This is a genomic window from Paraburkholderia azotifigens (genome assembly GCF_007995085.1).
In the GTDB taxonomy this organism is placed as follows: domain Bacteria; phylum Pseudomonadota; class Gammaproteobacteria; order Burkholderiales; family Burkholderiaceae; genus Paraburkholderia; species Paraburkholderia azotifigens.
In genome coordinates this window covers 218,710-235,991 of record NZ_VOQS01000003.1, presented here as the reverse complement: position 1 = coordinate 235,991, position 17,282 = coordinate 218,710, and the positions used below count along the sequence as shown (strand labels likewise).

At 60.4% G+C, this 17,282-nt stretch carries 10 protein-coding genes; 7 read left to right on the top strand and 3 right to left on the bottom strand.

Annotated features, from left to right (window positions below; translation table 11 throughout):
* Positions 1 to 173: 173 nt before the first annotated feature.
* Complete coding sequence (locus FRZ40_RS18170) at positions 174 to 893, bottom strand: Crp/Fnr family transcriptional regulator (protein WP_147235066.1); 720 nt, start codon at positions 891 to 893, stop codon at positions 174 to 176.
* 773 nt (positions 894 to 1,666) lie between these two features.
* Here FRZ40_RS18170 and FRZ40_RS18165 point away from each other — a divergent pair.
* On the top strand, positions 1,667 to 10,267 hold the full coding sequence (locus FRZ40_RS18165; protein ID WP_054925106.1) for a glycoside hydrolase family 94 protein: 8,601 nt from the start codon (positions 1,667 to 1,669) through the stop codon (positions 10,265 to 10,267).
* Between the two features lie 65 nt (positions 10,268 to 10,332).
* The gene (locus FRZ40_RS18160; RefSeq protein ID WP_054925101.1) at positions 10,333 to 11,532 is read left to right on the top strand and encodes a DesA family fatty acid desaturase; all 1,200 of its coding nucleotides are present in this window, start codon (positions 10,333 to 10,335) and stop codon (positions 11,530 to 11,532) included.
* Positions 11,533 to 11,697: 165 nt separating this feature from the next.
* Here the strand turns inward: FRZ40_RS18160 and FRZ40_RS18155 are convergent, their stop codons facing one another.
* Complete coding sequence (locus FRZ40_RS18155; RefSeq protein WP_054925102.1) at positions 11,698 to 12,207, bottom strand: phasin family protein; 510 nt, start codon at positions 12,205 to 12,207, stop codon at positions 11,698 to 11,700.
* Positions 12,208 to 12,510: 303 nt separating this feature from the next.
* On the opposite strand from FRZ40_RS18155, the gene FRZ40_RS18150 reads away from it, so the two are divergent.
* From FRZ40_RS18150 to FRZ40_RS18140, 3 genes are all read left to right on the top strand, one after another.
* Positions 12,511 to 13,632 (top strand): sensor histidine kinase, encoded by a 1,122-nt coding sequence (locus tag FRZ40_RS18150; RefSeq protein WP_147235065.1) that lies wholly within the window; start codon positions 12,511 to 12,513, stop codon positions 13,630 to 13,632.
* A 90-nt stretch (positions 13,633 to 13,722) separates the two neighbouring features.
* Positions 13,723 to 13,959 carry a hypothetical protein gene (locus tag FRZ40_RS18145; protein WP_062916106.1) on the top strand — a complete coding sequence of 79 codons (237 nt, stop codon included), beginning with the start codon at positions 13,723 to 13,725 and terminating at the stop codon, positions 13,957 to 13,959.
* Between the two features lie 521 nt (positions 13,960 to 14,480).
* On the top strand, positions 14,481 to 15,356 hold the full coding sequence (locus FRZ40_RS18140; protein ID WP_054925104.1) for a manganese catalase family protein: 876 nt from the start codon (positions 14,481 to 14,483) through the stop codon (positions 15,354 to 15,356).
* A gap of 49 nt (positions 15,357 to 15,405) precedes the next feature.
* On the opposite strand, the gene FRZ40_RS18135 is transcribed toward FRZ40_RS18140, so the two are convergent.
* Entirely contained in the window at positions 15,406 to 15,678 is a 273-nt protein-coding gene (locus tag FRZ40_RS18135) for a hypothetical protein (protein WP_147235064.1), read from the bottom strand.
* 557 nt (positions 15,679 to 16,235) lie between these two features.
* Between FRZ40_RS18135 and FRZ40_RS18130 the strand changes: the two genes are divergently transcribed.
* Both FRZ40_RS18130 and FRZ40_RS18125 read left to right on the top strand, forming a co-directional pair.
* Positions 16,236 to 16,955: a YrzE family protein gene (locus FRZ40_RS18130; protein WP_062916108.1), complete on the top strand. Its 720-nt coding sequence runs from the start codon at positions 16,236 to 16,238 to the stop codon at positions 16,953 to 16,955.
* Between the two features lie 46 nt (positions 16,956 to 17,001).
* Positions 17,002 to 17,280, top strand: a complete 279-nt coding sequence (locus FRZ40_RS18125) for a hypothetical protein (protein ID WP_147235063.1) — start codon at positions 17,002 to 17,004, stop codon at positions 17,278 to 17,280.
* Positions 17,281 to 17,282 lie beyond the last annotated feature (2 nt).

Here is a 17,282-nt window from a genome sequence, read left to right as displayed (position 1 = left end):
AACGCGCCATGTTGCGTCAATTCAACTGCCGTAATTTCCGCCTACTCGATGTAGATGTCGGCAATGAGAGCAGTTGTCCATCGTGGGCCGCCTCCCACGCAGCGGATACGCGGGGGGCTTAAGGTGATCATCGAGATCTAGGGAGCGTCTTGCGGGCTGACACGGCATAACGTCTATACGGCTTTCAGATCGGGTAACAGGCGGTCGAATTCCCGTCTCACCACGCTGTAGCACTCACATACGCGTGCTTCCAGTCCGGGGCGATCTAGAACTTCAATATGCCCGTGGCTGTAGCGGATCAGCCCGGCATCCTGCAGTTTCAACGCCGCCTCTGTGACGCCGGAGCGCCGCACACCCAGCATATTGGCGATCAGTTCCTGGGTCATCTTCAGTTCGTTGGACGGCAGGCGATCGATGCTGAGCAGGAGCCATCGACAGAGTTGCTGATCGATCGAATGATGACGGTTGCACACGGCTGTCTGTGCCATCTGGGTGATGAGCGCCTGGGTGTAACGCAGCAGCAGCCGCTGAACCGGGCCGGCACGGCGGAACTCTTCTTTCAGAATCCGCGCATCAAGCCGGTACGCCTCGCCGGCGCTTTGCACGATCGCCCGGCTCGGCGTTGTATCGCCACCCATGAACAGTGCAATACCGATGAGCCCCTCATTGCCGACGATCGCAATTTCCGCAGACGCGCCGTCTTCCATTACGTAGAGCAATGAGACGATCGAAGTGGTCGGGAAGTAGACGTGATCGAGGCGATCACCGGATTCGTATACGACCTGCCCCAAGGGCATATCGACGCGCACCAGATGAGATGACAGCCGTGCCCATTCCGTTTCTTGCAGAACGGCGAGCAGATGATTTTTCCTTGCAGGATCCACGTTTGCCATGTACCGCTCCTCGACCTCCTGCGGAAAAACCCCCGCGACGGTGTCGCAGCCGCGCTCTCCGCAACCTGCGGCGGCGCGGGCGCGCTCCTGCAGATTATAAGTCCCCGTGACCAGGTTTTCATGCGTCGCACGTCGGCGCAGGTGCGTGCCCGTACGGCACCGTACCGACGTTCAGCACAGGCGCGCGCACCGTGTTCACGGGCGTCTTGCATCTCGATCGCCGAAGGGTTGGCTTTCTTCCACCAGACGACCCTCGAGAGCCAGGCATCGGTTAATCCTGAGCCGGGAGCAGCATATGCGTATCGAGGTGGTCGGCTCAATGGTCGTTGTCCTGGCGTTGCTTTCTTCGAACGCATTTGCGGGAGTTGATCAACGCTGTGTATCCGTTCAGAGCAGCATCTGTAATTCAACGTTGGCGCGATGCCAATGCACGCCCACAGGGCGAGGGAGCGCGACGGATAACGTCGCCGACCAGCAGAGAACGTGCATCCAGGCGTGTCAAATGGCGTATCAAAGCTGTCTGGCTGACGCAAGCCGTTCGTGTTACCGGTAGTTGAGAGTACGGCGCAGGGGATCGTCCAGAAACAAAGAAACGCCTGTTTATTCAACGTGTATGTCTGCCCAACGTGTGGTGTCAGTACCGGTGACGGGAAGATCATCGACTGGGCGAGCCATGTGACCACGTCCCGTGGTATGCGGTTTGCCTGTCAAGGGTATCGCGCCGATGGGAATCCCCCAGGCCGTCGAATTCACCGATGTTGCAGGAAGTACCCGTGAACACGTTCATTCAGTATGTCGCGCGATTTCGACCCGCCTCGCCGCCGTGGACGGACACGTCGCCCGTGCGCGACGAACTGTTCAGTGTCGAGCGCCTCGAGCAGCATGCGCAGAGCCTCGCCGCCGCACAGTCGGTGACGAACAGGCCACCTGCCGTGCGATCGTTGCACACCCGCCTCAACGACAACGCTGCCGTCCTGCTCGCGGCCTACCGTGCGAGCGCTGCAGAGTTGGAGCATGGCGGGAGCGTGGTGCCCGCTGCTGAATGGCTGCTCGACAACTATCATGTGGTCGAGCAGCAGATCCGTGAGATTCGCGACGACCTGCCTCCCGGTTACTATCGTCAGCTGCCTAAGCTGGCTGCGGGGCCGTTCGCCGGCTATCCACGCGTATTCGGCCTGGCATGGGCGTTCGTTGCGCATACAGACAGCCACTTCGACCCGCGTGTGCTGCGACGTTTCATCGATGCATACCAGCGTGTTCGGCCGCTCACGATCGGGGAATTGTGGGCAGTGGCGATCACGTTGCGCGTCGTCCTGATCGAGAATCTGCGGCGACTCGCTGACCAGATTACGGCAGGTCGGCGCGCACGCGATGACGCCGATGCGCTCACCAGCCGCCTGCTGCAAACGGGAAATGCCCGCACGGCGCTGGAAGCGGATATCTCCACGCGTTCCTCGGGGATGTTGTCGGAGCTGTTCGCCGCACAGCTCGCCAAACGGCTGCGCGATCAGGATCCGCGCACGATGCCCGCGCTCGGGTGGCTGGAGGAGCGGCTCAGGCTTCAGGGTGTGTCTGTCGATGAAGTCGTGCAGCATGCACAGCAGCGACAGGGTGCATCGAATGTCACGGTGCGCAATGTGATCACCAGCATGCGCCTGATGTCTGATATCGACTGGACAGAACTGTTCGAGAGTGTGAGTCTCGTCGATGCACGACTGCGCGCAGCAAGTTCCTTCGGCGCGATGGACTTCCCGACGCGCAATCTCTACCGCAGTGCGATCGAGCAACTGGCGCGCGGCTCGGCCGCCACCGAACTCGAAATCGTCGATCTCGCGCTTCACTTGGCGCAAGCAGCGGTGACGGAGGCGGGCGATACCGGGCGCACAGAACGCGCCGGTGACCCCGGCTACCACCTGATTGCGGAAGGTCGGCGAACGTTGGAGCAGGCAATCGGATTCCGCGCGCCCCTGCGGCTGCGCATTACCCGGTTCAATGTCGGCCTCGGCATGGGTGGCTATGTCGGCATGATCCTGACGTTGGCCGCAACGTTGCTCGCGCTGGCGTCGTGGGTGCTTTGGAGTCAGTCGCCGCGCCATCTCGACGCGTGGGTGGTCGCGTTGTTTGCCCTGTGTGCATTTCTGCCCTTCACCGAGGTCGCAACCGCGCTTGTTAACCGTGCGGTGACGTGGAGTTTCGGCGCGGTCATGTTACCGGGACTCGAACTGTCCGCAGGTGTGCCGTCGGGACTTCGGACGTTGGTCGCGGTGCCCTCGCTCCTGAGCAATGAGGCTGACCTGCGCGAGCAGATCGAACGCCTCGAAGTGCATCACCTCGCGGGAGCCGGTGGAGATTTGTCATTCGCGCTACTGGTGGACGGCCTCGATGCCGACCAGGAAGTGCGAGACGGTGATGCGCATTTGCTAGCCGTTGCTGCAAACGCGATCGAAGCATTGAACCGCCGTTATGAGCCAGCTCCAGGTGGTAACCGCTTTCTGCTGCTGCATCGCCGCCGCGTGTTCAACAGGAGCGAGAACAAATGGATGGGCTGGGAACGCAAGCGCGGCAAACTGCACGAACTCAACCGGCTGTTGCGTGGCGCGACGGATACAACGTTCGTGTCTATCGACGGGCGCCCGCCGCAAGTACCATCCGACGTGCGCTACGTCATCACGCTCGATGCCGATACGTGTCTGCCCCGGGACGCCGCGTTGCGGATGATAGGCAAGATGGCGCATCCGCTGAACCGGCCAACATTCAGTAGAGTCGAACAACGCGTCGTCAACGGCTACGCGATTCTTCAGCCTCGCGTCACGCCTTCGCTGCCCGTCGGCCAGGAAGGTTCACTGTATCAGCGCGTCTTCTCCGGTCCCGGCGGGATGGACCCGTATGCGGCAGCCGTCTCCGACGTCTATCAGGACCTGTTCGGCGAGGGCTCGTTTACGGGTAAAGGCATCTACGACGTGGATGCATTCGAAGCAGCCTTGCATGGCCGCGTGCCCGAAAATACGCTGCTCAGTCACGATCTGTTCGAGGGGGTGTTCGCGCGCTCCGGGCTGGCATCGGATATCGAGGTGGTGGAGGAAGTGCCGTCGCGTTATGATGTGACGGCCAAACGTCAACATCGTTGGACCCGTGGCGACTGGCAGTTGCTGCCGTGGATCGTTGGGTATCGAGGCCATAGCCGCCTGGCAATGCCGGCGATCGGGCGCTTCAAGATGCTCGACAATCTGCGTCGCTCGCTGCTGGCACCGCTCACGGTTGCCGCGCTCGGCCTGTGCTGGTTGATGCCGATCCGCGCCGGCATGGCGGGCGCGTTGCTGATGTTCGCCACGCTAGCCATTCCCGCTTTTATCCCGCCGCTATTCGCGATCGTGCCGCGACGTGCAGGTACCCGACTGTGCAATCACCTCGACGTGCTGGGCGGTGATCTGCTGCGCGCGACATTGCAAACATTGCTTTCGGTTGCGTTCCTTGTCGACCACGCGTGGCGCATGGGCGATGCGATCGTCCGGACGCTTATGCGGCTGTACGTTACGCATCGACGGTTACTCGAATGGACGACGGCGGCGCAGTCCAAGGGCAGCCCTCGTCTTGATCTGCACGGCTTTTATCGGCAGATGGCGGGCGGCACCGCGCTTGGGCTTGTGCTGTCAATCGGCACGCTTGCATTCGCGCCGTCGCGGTGGCCGCTCGTGTTGCCGTTCACGTTGTTATGGCTGGCCGCACCGGCGCTTGCGATGTGGGCAAGCCGTTCGCCGACCGTCGGGCCGCGTCTCGCGATGTCGGACTCAGACGCGCGCGATTTGCGCCTGATCGCGCGCCGCACGTGGCGTTTCTTCGAGACCTTTGTCACGCCCGCAGAAAACATGCTGCCGCCGGACAATTTCCAGGAAGATCCGAAGCCCGTCGTCGCGCACCGCACCTCGCCAACCAATCTAGGGTTGTATTTGCTGTCGGCAGTCGCCGCGCGCGATTTCGGCTGGGCGGGGACGATCGAAACCGTCGAGCGACTCGAGGCCGCATTTGCTTCGCTTGAAAAACTCCCGCGCTTCAAGGGTCATTTCTATAACTGGTATGGCACACAGAACCTGCAGGCATTGGCGCCTGCTTACGTTTCATCGGTCGACAGCGGTAATCTCGCCGGGCATTTGATCGTACTCGCCAACGCGTGCGAAGAATGGGTGCATACAGCGCTCGCACCCTCCGCCCGATCCGGGATACTCGATAATCTGCAACTCGCGCGCGAGGCTGTGGCCGCGCTGCCTGCTGCCAACGGAGAACGGGGCAGACAGCTTGCCGCGACTCTCGACGAAATCCATGCACAACTGCGCGGTCCGCAGACGTACCGTGCGCTTTCGGGGTCGCTGGCGCGGCTGACAAAAAAGGCGGTGGAGGCGACGCGTGCCATTGTGCCCGCCGACGGAGACGATAGTAGTGCAGACCTGATGTTCTGGATCGAAGCCTTGCGGCGAAGCATTTTCGAACACAGTCGCGACGGGCGGCAACTCGCCACTGTGCCGTATCTTCTACAAGCACGGTTGACCTCGCTAGCCGATGCCTCGCGTGCACTTGCGCTCGGAATGGACTTCACATTTCTGCTCGATCCGGAACGTAAGCTGTTGTCGATTGGTTACTCGCAGTCGGATAACAGCCTCGACGCGAATTGTTACGATCTGCTCGCGTCCGAAGCAAGGCTCGCCAGTCTGTTCGCGATCGCGAAGGGCGACGTGACCACGCGTCACTGGTTCCGTCTCGGGCGGTCGGCCACACCAATCGGCAAAGCATCCGCGCTGATTTCATGGTCGGGGTCGATGTTCGAGTATCTGATGCCGTCGCTGGTCGCGCGCGAACCCGCCGGTAGTCTGTTGGAACAGACGAACCGCCTGGTGGTGGAGCGGCAGAGATCGTATGGACGATCGCTTGGCATTCCGTGGGGCGTCTCGGAGTCTGCTTACGAAGCTCGTGACATCGAATTCACGTACCAGTACTCAAGCTTTGGCGTGCCTGGCCTCGGGCTCAAACGCGGACTGTCCGAAAACCGGGTAATCGCCCCCTACGCAACGGGACTGGCGACGATGGTCGCGCCGCAGGCTGCCCGCGAAAACTACATACGACTCGCCGCCCTGGGCGCGCTGGGTCGCTACGGATACTACGAAGCGCTCGACTTCACTCGTGCGCGTCTGGCCGAAGGGCAGAGCTTCGCGCTTGTCCGCGGCTTCATGGCTCATCACCAGGGCATGACGATCGTTGCAATTGCAAACACCTTGCTCGATGGGGTGATGCGTACACGCTTTCATCGTGAGCCGATGATCCAGGCGAGCGAACTGCTATTGCAGGAGCGCATGCCGCGCAACGTCGCGGTGGCGCATCCGCGTGCCGAAGAAGTGAGCACGTCTGCCACCGAAGAAGGGGCCGCGCCGTCGACCGTGCGTCGCGTCCTGGAGCCTGCGTCCGCCGGCGGAGCGCCGATCACCCATGTGCTGTCGAATGGAAGGTACGCCGTGATGCTGACCGCGACAGGCGCCGGCTACAGCCGCTGGCGTGACGTGGCTATCACGCGCTGGCGCGAGGACGCGACGCGTGACAACTGGGGGACGTTCATATTCCTGCGCGACATGTCCAGCGGCCGGGTGTGGTCTGCCAGTGCACGGCCGCTCGCTGGCGAACCCGAAACGAGCGGCGTCGTGTTCGGTGAAGATCACGCGGAGTTTAGCCGTCACGACGGGTCGCTCACGACCAGCATGGATGTACTCGTATCGGGTGAGGCGGACGGCGAAGTCCGTCGTGTCTCGCTCGCAAACAGCGGGCGCGGCGTTCGGGATATCGAGCTGACTTCCTATGCCGAACTCGCATTGGGCGCGCAGGCCGCCGATATCGCGCATCCTGCTTTTGCGCGCATGTTCGTGCAGACCGAGCATCTTGCCGAATTCGGGGCGCTGGTGGCGACGCGTCGTCCGCGTTCGCAAGACGCTACACAGATATGGGCCGCGCATTTTGCCGTTGTCGAGGGCGAGATCGTCGCCGAACCGCAATACGAAACGGATCGCATGCGCTTTCTGGGCAGGGGGCGCAATACGCGCACGGCCACCTCGATAGTGGACAACCAGGCGCTCTCCAATACGACGGGCACCGTGCTCGATCCTGTCTTCGCGCTGCGATACCGTCTGCTGGTGCCGCCCGGCAAGATTGCGCGTGTCACGTTCTGGACGATGGTGGCCACCTCACGCGCGCAGTTGCTCGATCTCATCGATCAGCACCACGACCGCAACGCATTCGACCGTGCCAAAACGCTCGCCTGGACACAGGCTCAGGTTCAATTGCGTTATCTCGGCATCGAGGCGGAGCAGGCGGCGGACTTCCAGCGGCTTGGCGCACCGATTGTCTATGCCGACGCGCGCTTCAGGGCTCAGCCGACGGACGCTATCGTTCGCGGAGGCGGCACGCAGGCGGGCTTGTGGCCGCTGGGGATTTCGGGCGACTTGCCGATCGTGCTGCTCGGTATCGGCGACCTCGAAGATATCGCGCAGGTCCGGCAATTGTTGAAGGCGCACGAATATTGGCGAATGAAACGGCTGGCCGTCGACCTCGTGATCGTCAACGAGCGTGCCTCGTCATACATACAGGCATTGCAGGAGGCGATCGAAACGGCCGTGCGCAGCAGCCAGTCACGTCCGCGTTTCGACGATGAACTCGCACAGGGGGCGATCTATACGTTGCGTGCGGATCTGATGAGCGTGGAGTCGAGGACGCTCTTGCAATCGGTCGCCCGCGTGGCGCTGATTGCGCGCCGAGGGTCGATTGCCGCACAGATCGGGACGCTGTTGAAAATGCCAGGGCAGCCGTTGTCACCGCGCCGGAGGAAGCCGCCGCTTCTGTCGCTGTGGCCAGCAACGCCTGAGCAGTCTGACGTACCGTCTTCGATGACAGCTGGACTGGAATTCTTCAACGGTCTGGGCGGCTTCGGCAAAAACGGTTCTGAATACGTGATCGTGCTCGGGCCGGGCGCCTCCACGCCTGCGCCGTGGATCAACGTGATTGCCAATCCCCGTTTCGGTTTTCAGGTCGCGGCGGAAGGCAGCGGCTATACGTGGGCCGAAAGCAGTCGTGAGAACCAGCTCACATCATGGTCGAACGATCCTGTCGAAGACCCCGCCACGGAAGCCCTTTACGTGCGGGATGAGGCGACGGGCGATATCTGGACGCCCACCGCGCTGCCGATCCGCGACGGTGGCATGTACGTCGCGCGTCATGGCCACGGTTACAGCCGGTTCGAGCACAGCGCGAACGGTATCGCACTCGACCTGCTGCAATACGTGCCGCTTGCTGATCCGCTGAAGATTTCCCGTCTGACGTTGCGCAATCTGTCGGGCGTCGTACGCCGCCTCTCCGTGACGGCGTGGACCGAATGGGTGCTCGGCACGTCGCGAGGCGCGTCGGCGCCGTTTATCGTAACGGAAATCGACCCGGTGACTGGCGCGATGCTGGCGCGTAATCCATGGAATATCGCGTTCGGCACACGCGTCGCGTTCGCCGACTTCGGCGGCCGGCAAACAGCGTGGACCGCGGATCGCACCGAATTCCTCGGCCGTAGCGGCGAAGCCGCCGCGCCGGCGGCGCTGACCGGTCATCTCCCGTTGTCCGGCGCGACCGGCGCGGGGTTCGATCCGTGCGCGGCATTGCAGACTTTCGTCGATCTGGACGCAGGCGAGGTCATCGAACTGGTTGCATTCGTCGGCCAATGCGCATCCGTCGATGATGCACGGGCATTGATCGAACGCTATCGCAGTGCGAATCTCGATGCCGTCCTCGCCGAGGTGACACATCACTGGCACAGCGTGCTCGGCGCCGTTCAGGTGAAGACGCCCGACCGGGCGATGGATCTGATGCTGAACGGTTGGCTGCTGTATCAGGCGCTCGCGTGCCGCGTCGAGGCGCGTGCGGCCTTCTATCAGGCGAGCGGCGCTTACGGGTTCCGCGATCAGTTGCAGGACATGATGGCGCTGACGCACGTGCGGCCCGACGAAACGCGGCGGCATCTGCTGCGCGCAGCGTCGCGGCAATTCGCCGAAGGCGATGTCCAGCATTGGTGGCTGCCGCATTCAGGCCAAGGCGTGCGCACCCGGGTCTCCGACGATCGCGTGTGGCTTGCATACGCCGTCGCGACATACATCAGCTGCACGGGCGATGACGCGGTTCTCGACGAGATCGTGCCGTTTCTCGACGGTCCGCGGCTGCAACCCGGCGAACACGACGCTTTCTTCCAGCCCATGATCGCGGAACAATCTGCATCGTTATTTGAGCATTGCGCACGCGGTCTCGATCAATGCATCGAATTGACGGGAGAACATGGCTTACCGTTAATCGGCACGGGGGACTGGAATGATGGGATGAACCGCGTCGGCGCTAACGGCAAGGGAGAGAGTGTGTGGCTCGGCTGGCTGCTCCTGCGCACGATCGGGTTGTTCGCGCCGCTCGCCGAACCGCGCGATGCGCAGCGTGCCGCGCGCTGGCGCGATCATGCGACATCGGTGCGCGATGCGCTTGAGCGTGAGGCCTGGGATGGCGAGTGGTACCGTCGTGCGACGTTTGACGACGGCAGCTGGCTTGGCTCGCATAGCGACGTAGAGTGCAGGATCGATTCGATTACCCAGTCGTGGGCTGTCTTGTCAGACGCGGCGGATCCGATACGCGCCGCACAGGCGATGGCTTTGCTGGAGAAACATCTTATCCGTCGCGAGGACGGAATCGCGTTGCTGTTCACGCCGCCATTCGATAAAATTTCGCAGGACCCGGGCTATATCAGGGGCTATCCGCCGGGGCTGCGCGAAAACGGCGGCCAATATAGTCATGCCGCGATGTGGGCAATTCTCGCATTTGTGAAACTGGGCGACGGTAACAGGGCCGCAGCGCTGTTTTCGCTTTTGAATCCCGTCAATCATGCGCGCACGCCAACGGAGGTCGAGCGCTACAAGGTCGAGCCCTACGTCGTCGCGGCCGATGTCTATTCCGTGGCGCCCCATGTCGGGCGCGGCGGTTGGACCTGGTACACGGGGGCGGCGGGATGGATGTACCGGGCGGGCGTCGAAGGCATTCTGGGGATTCGCAGGGAAGGGGATTGTCTGGTGATTGACCCTTGTATTCCTGACTCGTGGCCGGGCTTCGAAGCAAAGATCAACATGTGCTCGACGCTATATGAGATCCGCGTGGCGTCGACCTCAGAGGCCCGCGCGATGCATGCTGTTCTTGACGGCAGGACCGTCGATTGCGCTACTGAAGGCGTGTGTGTACCACTGGATTCTGGCGTACACAAGCTGTCCATCTCGCTGTATCTGGCTGTCGCTGTCGAGGTGAACTCGCGCGAGCCGGCCACGTAAGCGATGGCTCGTTAGCGCGACAGCAGGTTTCTGATGCCAAGATTGCTTTAGAAAGAAGGGCCACTTTGTTTACTTCCTCATTGACGTTTTTCTCACACGGCCTGCTTTTGCTGACGTGGGGGCAAATCCTGCTCACCACTCTGCTGCTGACGCACATCACGATCGTTAGCGTGACGGTCTACCTGCACCGTTGCCAGGCACACCGGGCGCTCGAGCTGCATCTCGTTGCCAGTCATTTCTTCCGTTTCTGGTTGTGGATGACAACGGGCATGCACACGGGAACGTGGGCTGCCGTTCACCGCAAGCACCACGCGAGGTGTGAGACCGACGAGGATCCGCACAGCCCTCAAGTCCGTGGCGTCTGGACAGTATTGCTGGGCGGCGCGGAACTGTACCGCGCTGAAGCGAAGAACGAAGAAACGCTACGGAAATTCGGCCACGGCACGCCGAACGACTGGATCGAGCGCAACGTCTATTCGAAGTATCCGAACCTCGGTATCAGTTTGCTCATGGTGATCGACGTAGCGCTGTTCGGTATCGTCGGTGTCTCGGTCTGGGCCGTCCAGATGATCTGGATTCCATTCTGGGCAGGCGGTGTGGTCAACGGCGTTGGACATTTTCTGGGCTACCGCAACTTCTCTTCGCCCGATGCGAGTACGAATGTCGTGCCGCTCGGCATCCTGATAGGCGGCGAGGAATTTCACAACAACCACCACACTTATGCAACATCCGCCAGGTTCTCGAATAAATGGTTCGAGTTCGATATCGGATGGATGTACATCTGCATTCTTTCTGCGCTGGGAATGGCAAAGGTGAAGAAGGTTGCGCCGAGGCCGCACCTGGTGAAGAGCAAGACGGTGCTCGATGACGAGACGGTTCAAGCCATTCTCCGCAACCGTTATGAGGTGATGGCGCGTTATGCCAGAACGGCTGAATGCGCGTATCGGCAGGAGCTTGGTCAAACGAGAAACATCGGTCTTTGCAAACGATTTCTGCTCAAACGCAGGGTGAGAAAATGGTTTGGCGGCGCTTGCTCCGGCGCCTATATCCAGCAACGTCAGCAGTGGTTTGCGGAAATGTACGACGGTAGCCAGACGCTGCGTATCTATCTGGACCTGCAAGACGGCCTGTTGGTGATCTGGGAACGGTCGAACAGGTCGCGCGAGCAGTTGCGGTCACAACTTCAGGAATGGTGTCGTCGAGCCGAGCACAGCGGTATCAATCCGCTCAAAGAGTTCTCGGTGCGCCTGCGTCAGTACACCTGATGGAGATGCAATGCTGAAAATGCAATGCGCGGTACGGTTAATCGTGACGGAATAAAAAGAAGCCGGCGTCTCGCCGGCTTCTTCATCAGGCGGTGAGACCGCCCAACGGCCTGCTCGTGCAGGGCGTCGTTTTGGTGTTGCGCGTGAACCGCGCAACGCTGTCGCTTACGCGATGTCAGTTACTGGTGTGCCGGGCATCTGGGTACCCGCCGCCCGACCGATGGTTTCTTGCATCATCCGTTGGGCTCGCATCATCCCGCCGAACGCAGACTGCATCGCCGTAGAGCCAGCGTCCGACCGAAAAGGGGCGGTCTTCTGGCCAAAGCTGGTGGCAGCCTTTATCCACATGGCGGTGTACTGGTTACGCAGATCCTCGCCCGCGCGCGCAATTGCGGTCATGAACTGCGAATCGATCTCGCGGACGTGCGTGGAATACGACACGGCATGCTCTGTAAATCGCTGCGACAGGCCGACCGCACCGGCGACAGGCGGTAGTCCTGACTTCTGCGGCGACAGAGCGGATTGCCCTTCTTCCATCATCGTCTTGAATGCTGCGAGATTGAGGTGAGTCAGTTTTTGCAGTCGCTCAAAGGCTTCATTCTGCAAGCCGAAAAGTCCCGGCAAAGTACGCAGGCCAAAGTTGGCGGATTGCTCAACAGCAGTGGTGGTATTCATTGAGTGCTCCTGATCGACCCGGCACGTACGTCCAAGGGATATCGGAGGCGAGTGTGTCGCTAATGATCTGCAGGTCGGAGTGACGCGGCATGCTTTATGCCGCGCTGCAACAAGGTTACTGTATACCTTTCCCGCAGGATGTACAGTAATTCTTAAATGCCTGTTCTGCCGGATGGAAATGCCCGGGTGCCTGTCGTTCGGTTTTGGATCTCCTGACGGACGCGAACGTGTATTGAGTTTGCCTATAAGGGTGGAATCCGCAAAAATGCTCAGGAAGATCTTCTCCTTCTTCTGAGGTCAAACATGCGATTAGCCGACTTCGTGCTTGACAACATGGATGCCATCCTGTCGCGATGGGAGGAGTTCGCGCGCACGCTGTTGCCGGCTGCGGCAGACATGAGGACGCTGGCCTTGCGGGACCATGCGCAGCAGATTCTGGAGGCGGTGGCAAAAGATCTGTCCACTCGGCAGAGCCGGGAAGACCAGTTTGAAAAGTCCACCGGGCAGGCGCCCGTACTGGCCGGTGTTGCAGAGACCGCCGCCCAGACGCACGCGCTTCTGCGCGCGCGAAGCGGGTTCGACATCAACCAGCTGGTTGCCGAATACCGCGCCTTGCGCGCGAGCGTACTCCGACTGTGGATGGACGAATGCGCGCCAGACAGTCATCACGTGGACGACATGGTTCGTTTCAACGAGGCCATTGATCAGGCGGTCGGTGAGTCCGTACGGTTTTTCACCATGCGAGTAGACCTGTCCCGAAATCTCTTCCTTGGAATGCTGGGGCACGACATGCGCAGCCCACTCCAGGCCATCCAGATGACATCGTCGTATCTGGCGGCGCTGAACGCCGGCGAGAATGTGAGCGGGGCTGCGTCCCGCCTGATCCGAAGCGGTGATCGCATGCAGGCCCTGCTGGACGATATGGTTGATTTCAACCGGACCAGACTGGGTTTGGGGATGAATATCGCGCCGATGCATGTCGACCTGGCCCAGTTGTTTGCCGACGAACTGGAACAGTTGCGATCAGTGCATCCGGGTCGTCAGGTTGATCTGGATGTGACCGGGGACTGCTCGGGTGTCTGGGATGGCCACCGGCTACAGCAGTTGCTTGGCAATCTTGTCCTGAATGCGATCAAGTACGGAGCGCAGGACACCCCCATACATGTGACAGTAAGAGGCGAAAGCGCCGAAGTGGTCATGGAAGTAATAAATGCTGGCGCCGCCATTGAGCAGTCGACCCTCGACTGTATCTTTGACCCGCTGCAACGCGGCCTGGACCAGCCAGAGAATACCGACAGCAGTATAGGGCTGGGACTGTACATAGCGCGGCAGATTGCAAGGGCGCATGGGGGCGAGATCGACGCGCGCTCCAACCGCGCAGAAACGGTGTTCTGTGTAAGGCTGCCGCGAGACAAACAGGGTTGATGGTTGTCGCCGCGATAGCGGGCTTCCAGCGGTCGGCCCGCTCCCCCTCGTCGCAGACGTGTTAGTCTCAGTGACAAACCTGAGGCATCCATGCGCCGAACAATCGAGTATCGGGGATTCGAGATTCATGTCGAACTGACTCCATCAGCTGACGACACCTTTGACGTCACGTTTCAGATAAAAGGCGGCACTAACCTCAAGGTGCTCGGTGCGAAAGGAGGACGCATACCTCTGCGCAATGGCCCCTTCACTGAACGGTGGGCCTACCTGGTAGCAGAAATAGCAGGGCAAGCCGCAATCGATGTGTTGCTCGGTCCAGTCGACTGATCAGGTCTCTGTTTGATTAACTTCGGGCCCACCATTTGATGTCACGGTACGGCGCTCGCCGCCAATCGACGCGACAGGCTTAAGAGTTTCGGGCGCCATTTGTACTCGTGCGGCGTAACGGATCGTGTACGAACATGGCGAGATCGCCTGTCGCAGTACACAGCCCGACCGTCCACGCTTGAACTCGCTACTCACCACTCGCCGCGGCATCCAATGCCAGCGCCCGTCCGTATGCGCCCGGCAGTGCAAATCCGAAACGGCTGCCACCAGCAATTGCGCGAATCTGGAAAGTGTCTATCCGATGTTTCGCCCCGGGAACACGCCATGCGGCACAGGTAGCGCAGCTTCCCGATCACACGCGGCACATCGCCGCATTCTCGCCAGAACATACGTTCTGAGACTCCAAACGTAAAGAATCGCACGTAATCAACGTCGCGATTCGTTGCGTCCTCCGGAATCCAATTGGCCTCACGCAATGGGCGGTGCTCCGTCTGTGCCAGGCCTTCAAAGGAGAGAACACCATGTTTGTACATAACAAACGCCTTCAGTACACGGTGCGTGTTGCCGCACCTAATCCCGGCCTCGCCAATCTGCTCCTCGAGCAGTTCGGCGGACCACAGGGTGAACTGGGTGCAGCCTGCAGGTATTTCACCCAGGCGGTGGGCGAAGACGACCCGGGCCGGAAGGACCTGCTATTTGACATTGCGACCGAAGAGCTCAGTCACCTGGAAATCGTGGGCTCGATTATCGCGATGCTCAACAAGGGAGCGAAGGGTCAACTGGCTGAAGCGGTGGAGAGTGAAGCCGAGCTTTATCGCGCAATGACGGGCGGCGGCAACGATTCTCACATTACGTCGCTGCTCTATGGCGGTGGGCCTGCACTGACCAATTCTGCCGGTGTCCCCTGGACAGCGGCATACGTCGACACCATTGGCGAACCGACCGCAGACCTGCGCTCAAACATTGCAGCCGAAGCACGAGCGAAAATCGTGTACGAAAGACTGATCAACGTAACGGAAGATCCCGGCATCAAAGAAACGCTGGGCTTTTTGATGACGCGGGAAATTGCCCATCAGAAGTCATTTGAGAAGGCGCTGCACTCCATCCAGCCGAACTTTCCGCAAGGGAAGCTTCCCGGCGTGCCGGAGTTCACCAGTGTCTACTACAACATGTCCAGCGGCGACGCATCTCCGCGCGGTCCGTGGAATGAGGGCGCCGACTGGGAATTCGTGGAGACACCAGAGCCTGCGGTTGATGGTGGCGACGGGTTGGCAACTGTCAACGTAACGGCCGACGAGGCCGAAGTTTTACGCGCCATGGCTTCACGCACCGCGTCCGATACGAAGGCAGACCCGATGACGGGTGCAGATCTCGGTGTTGGAGAGGCTGTCAAATGAAGTACTGAGGTACAGCGCATGTGGGCAGCGTCAAGGCCAGGGGCTGCCCCTACACGATCATCCGAATAACAACAATCGGGAATTCAATTGCGCCCTTGTTGATGCGCATACAATGAATTTTGCTGCGTCGCAACAGATAGCTTTTGGTCCCGTCGAGACAAAATAAAATGAAAAGCACACTAAAGCGGGACAGCGGCGCATAGATGCGTGTCGAGATGATGTTCGAACTCGAACTTGCCGGGGGCGCTCGTATATCGCCCGCATGTTGCATGCGGCATCCCGCAATACCTGTATCAATGAACTGGTGCGTGGCTTTGTTCACCTGTGTATTGACCTCAAACGCTTTCTATTGGCACTAGCGGTATAGCTTCAGTCAGACGGGAATAGCGAGTGCGCGGCGGCTGTCCGGAAGTATGCCGACGTTATGAGAAGTGATCGCAGTAGCTCGAAGGAATCCCTCGATGTGCCGCGACGACACCGAATTAGAGGCATGTCAGCGTAGAAAATACCGGCTCCCGTTAGATAAGGCATCAGCAACTTAAAGCGCTGCGTCGCCCCGGCGCGGGCCGAACATTTCCACGAACCTCTCTCAGTGTAGTGCTCTCTACACGCTGCCTTCATCGCTATCAGCAGGTGCCGTATGAGTATGGGCGCGATCCCGTTAACGGATGCACGGCAATACAAGCTATTGATGAGACTGCGATCATGCGCGCGCGTCCATCGATCAAGCCGCGTTCGCAAGAATGAGAGCTGCAAATGCGACGGACAGAAAAGGGTGAAGCGGTTGACCGCCGGGAACGGCCAATGCGCTATTACAAATGAACACAATCATCTTTGTGTTTGCTATTCCAAGTTCCCCGCAACTACCAAGGCACATCCATGAAACTGCTTATTACCCAAACCGGACTACCCCGCGTGTCATGGGGCTCCGTGATCACCGGCGTCATTCTCTCTCTGATCGTATATCTCGTTCTGACCGTGCTAGGCACGGCAATCGGCATGACAGCGTTCGCACCGCTGTCGCGCTACAACCCGCTGGATGGGTATGGCTTCAGTTCCGGCGCGTATCTCATCATCATGACTGCCATCGCGGTTTTTACAGGCTCGTATTTCGCGGGTCGTTGCGCACCCGTTCTTGGCTGGCTCCATGGCCTGCTAGCGTGGGCGGTGATGATTCTGCTGGTTATCTATGGAGCAACGTCGCTGTTCGGCACCGCCGTGAGCGCCGCCGGAAACGTAGCGTCGACGGGCGCAACCGCCGGCGCAACAATGGATCGGTCTGGCACCGGTAATACGATGGCGAGCGCGTTGACCCAGCGGGTCCAGGGCGCAATCGCTTCCGCTACTGCCGAAGCATCGAGTCCGCAAGCACAAGCCGACGTGCGTCAGACGGCCGATACGGCAGCACGCAATGTAGCGCGCGCTTCGTGGTTCTCATTCGCGGCACTGATCGTCGGCGCGATCATAGCGATCGTTTCCGGCCATGCGGGCTTCAGGCATCAACCGCCGTTCGAGGAAGCAGCTGGTGTTTCGACCGACAACGTTCCGCTACGCCGCGACCCGACGGGTGGAACACTTTCAGGCCGCGCCGTTCGTTGAGGCCACGAGAAGCGGGCCAGAGGCCCGCTGAGTGAGGGAGGGCATCATGGCATTGCGCGTAATTACTCACGTGACTTGTCCGTGCGGACACTGCGGCTCGATCGTTGAAAGCCGGTACGACGATTCACGTTCGCACTGGTATCTCGCGACGCTGCGAGATCTGTCGCACAACGGGCTCTACGACGGCCTTGATACTCTCTTCTCGGAAAACACGCCGTCGTGTCCGGCGTGTGGGCAATCGCTGGGACCGGAATACGTTACGCGGCGCGAACATCGTGCGTTCAAGGACGCGCGCGAAGGGCAGGAGATCGCGCGTCGGATTTGAAG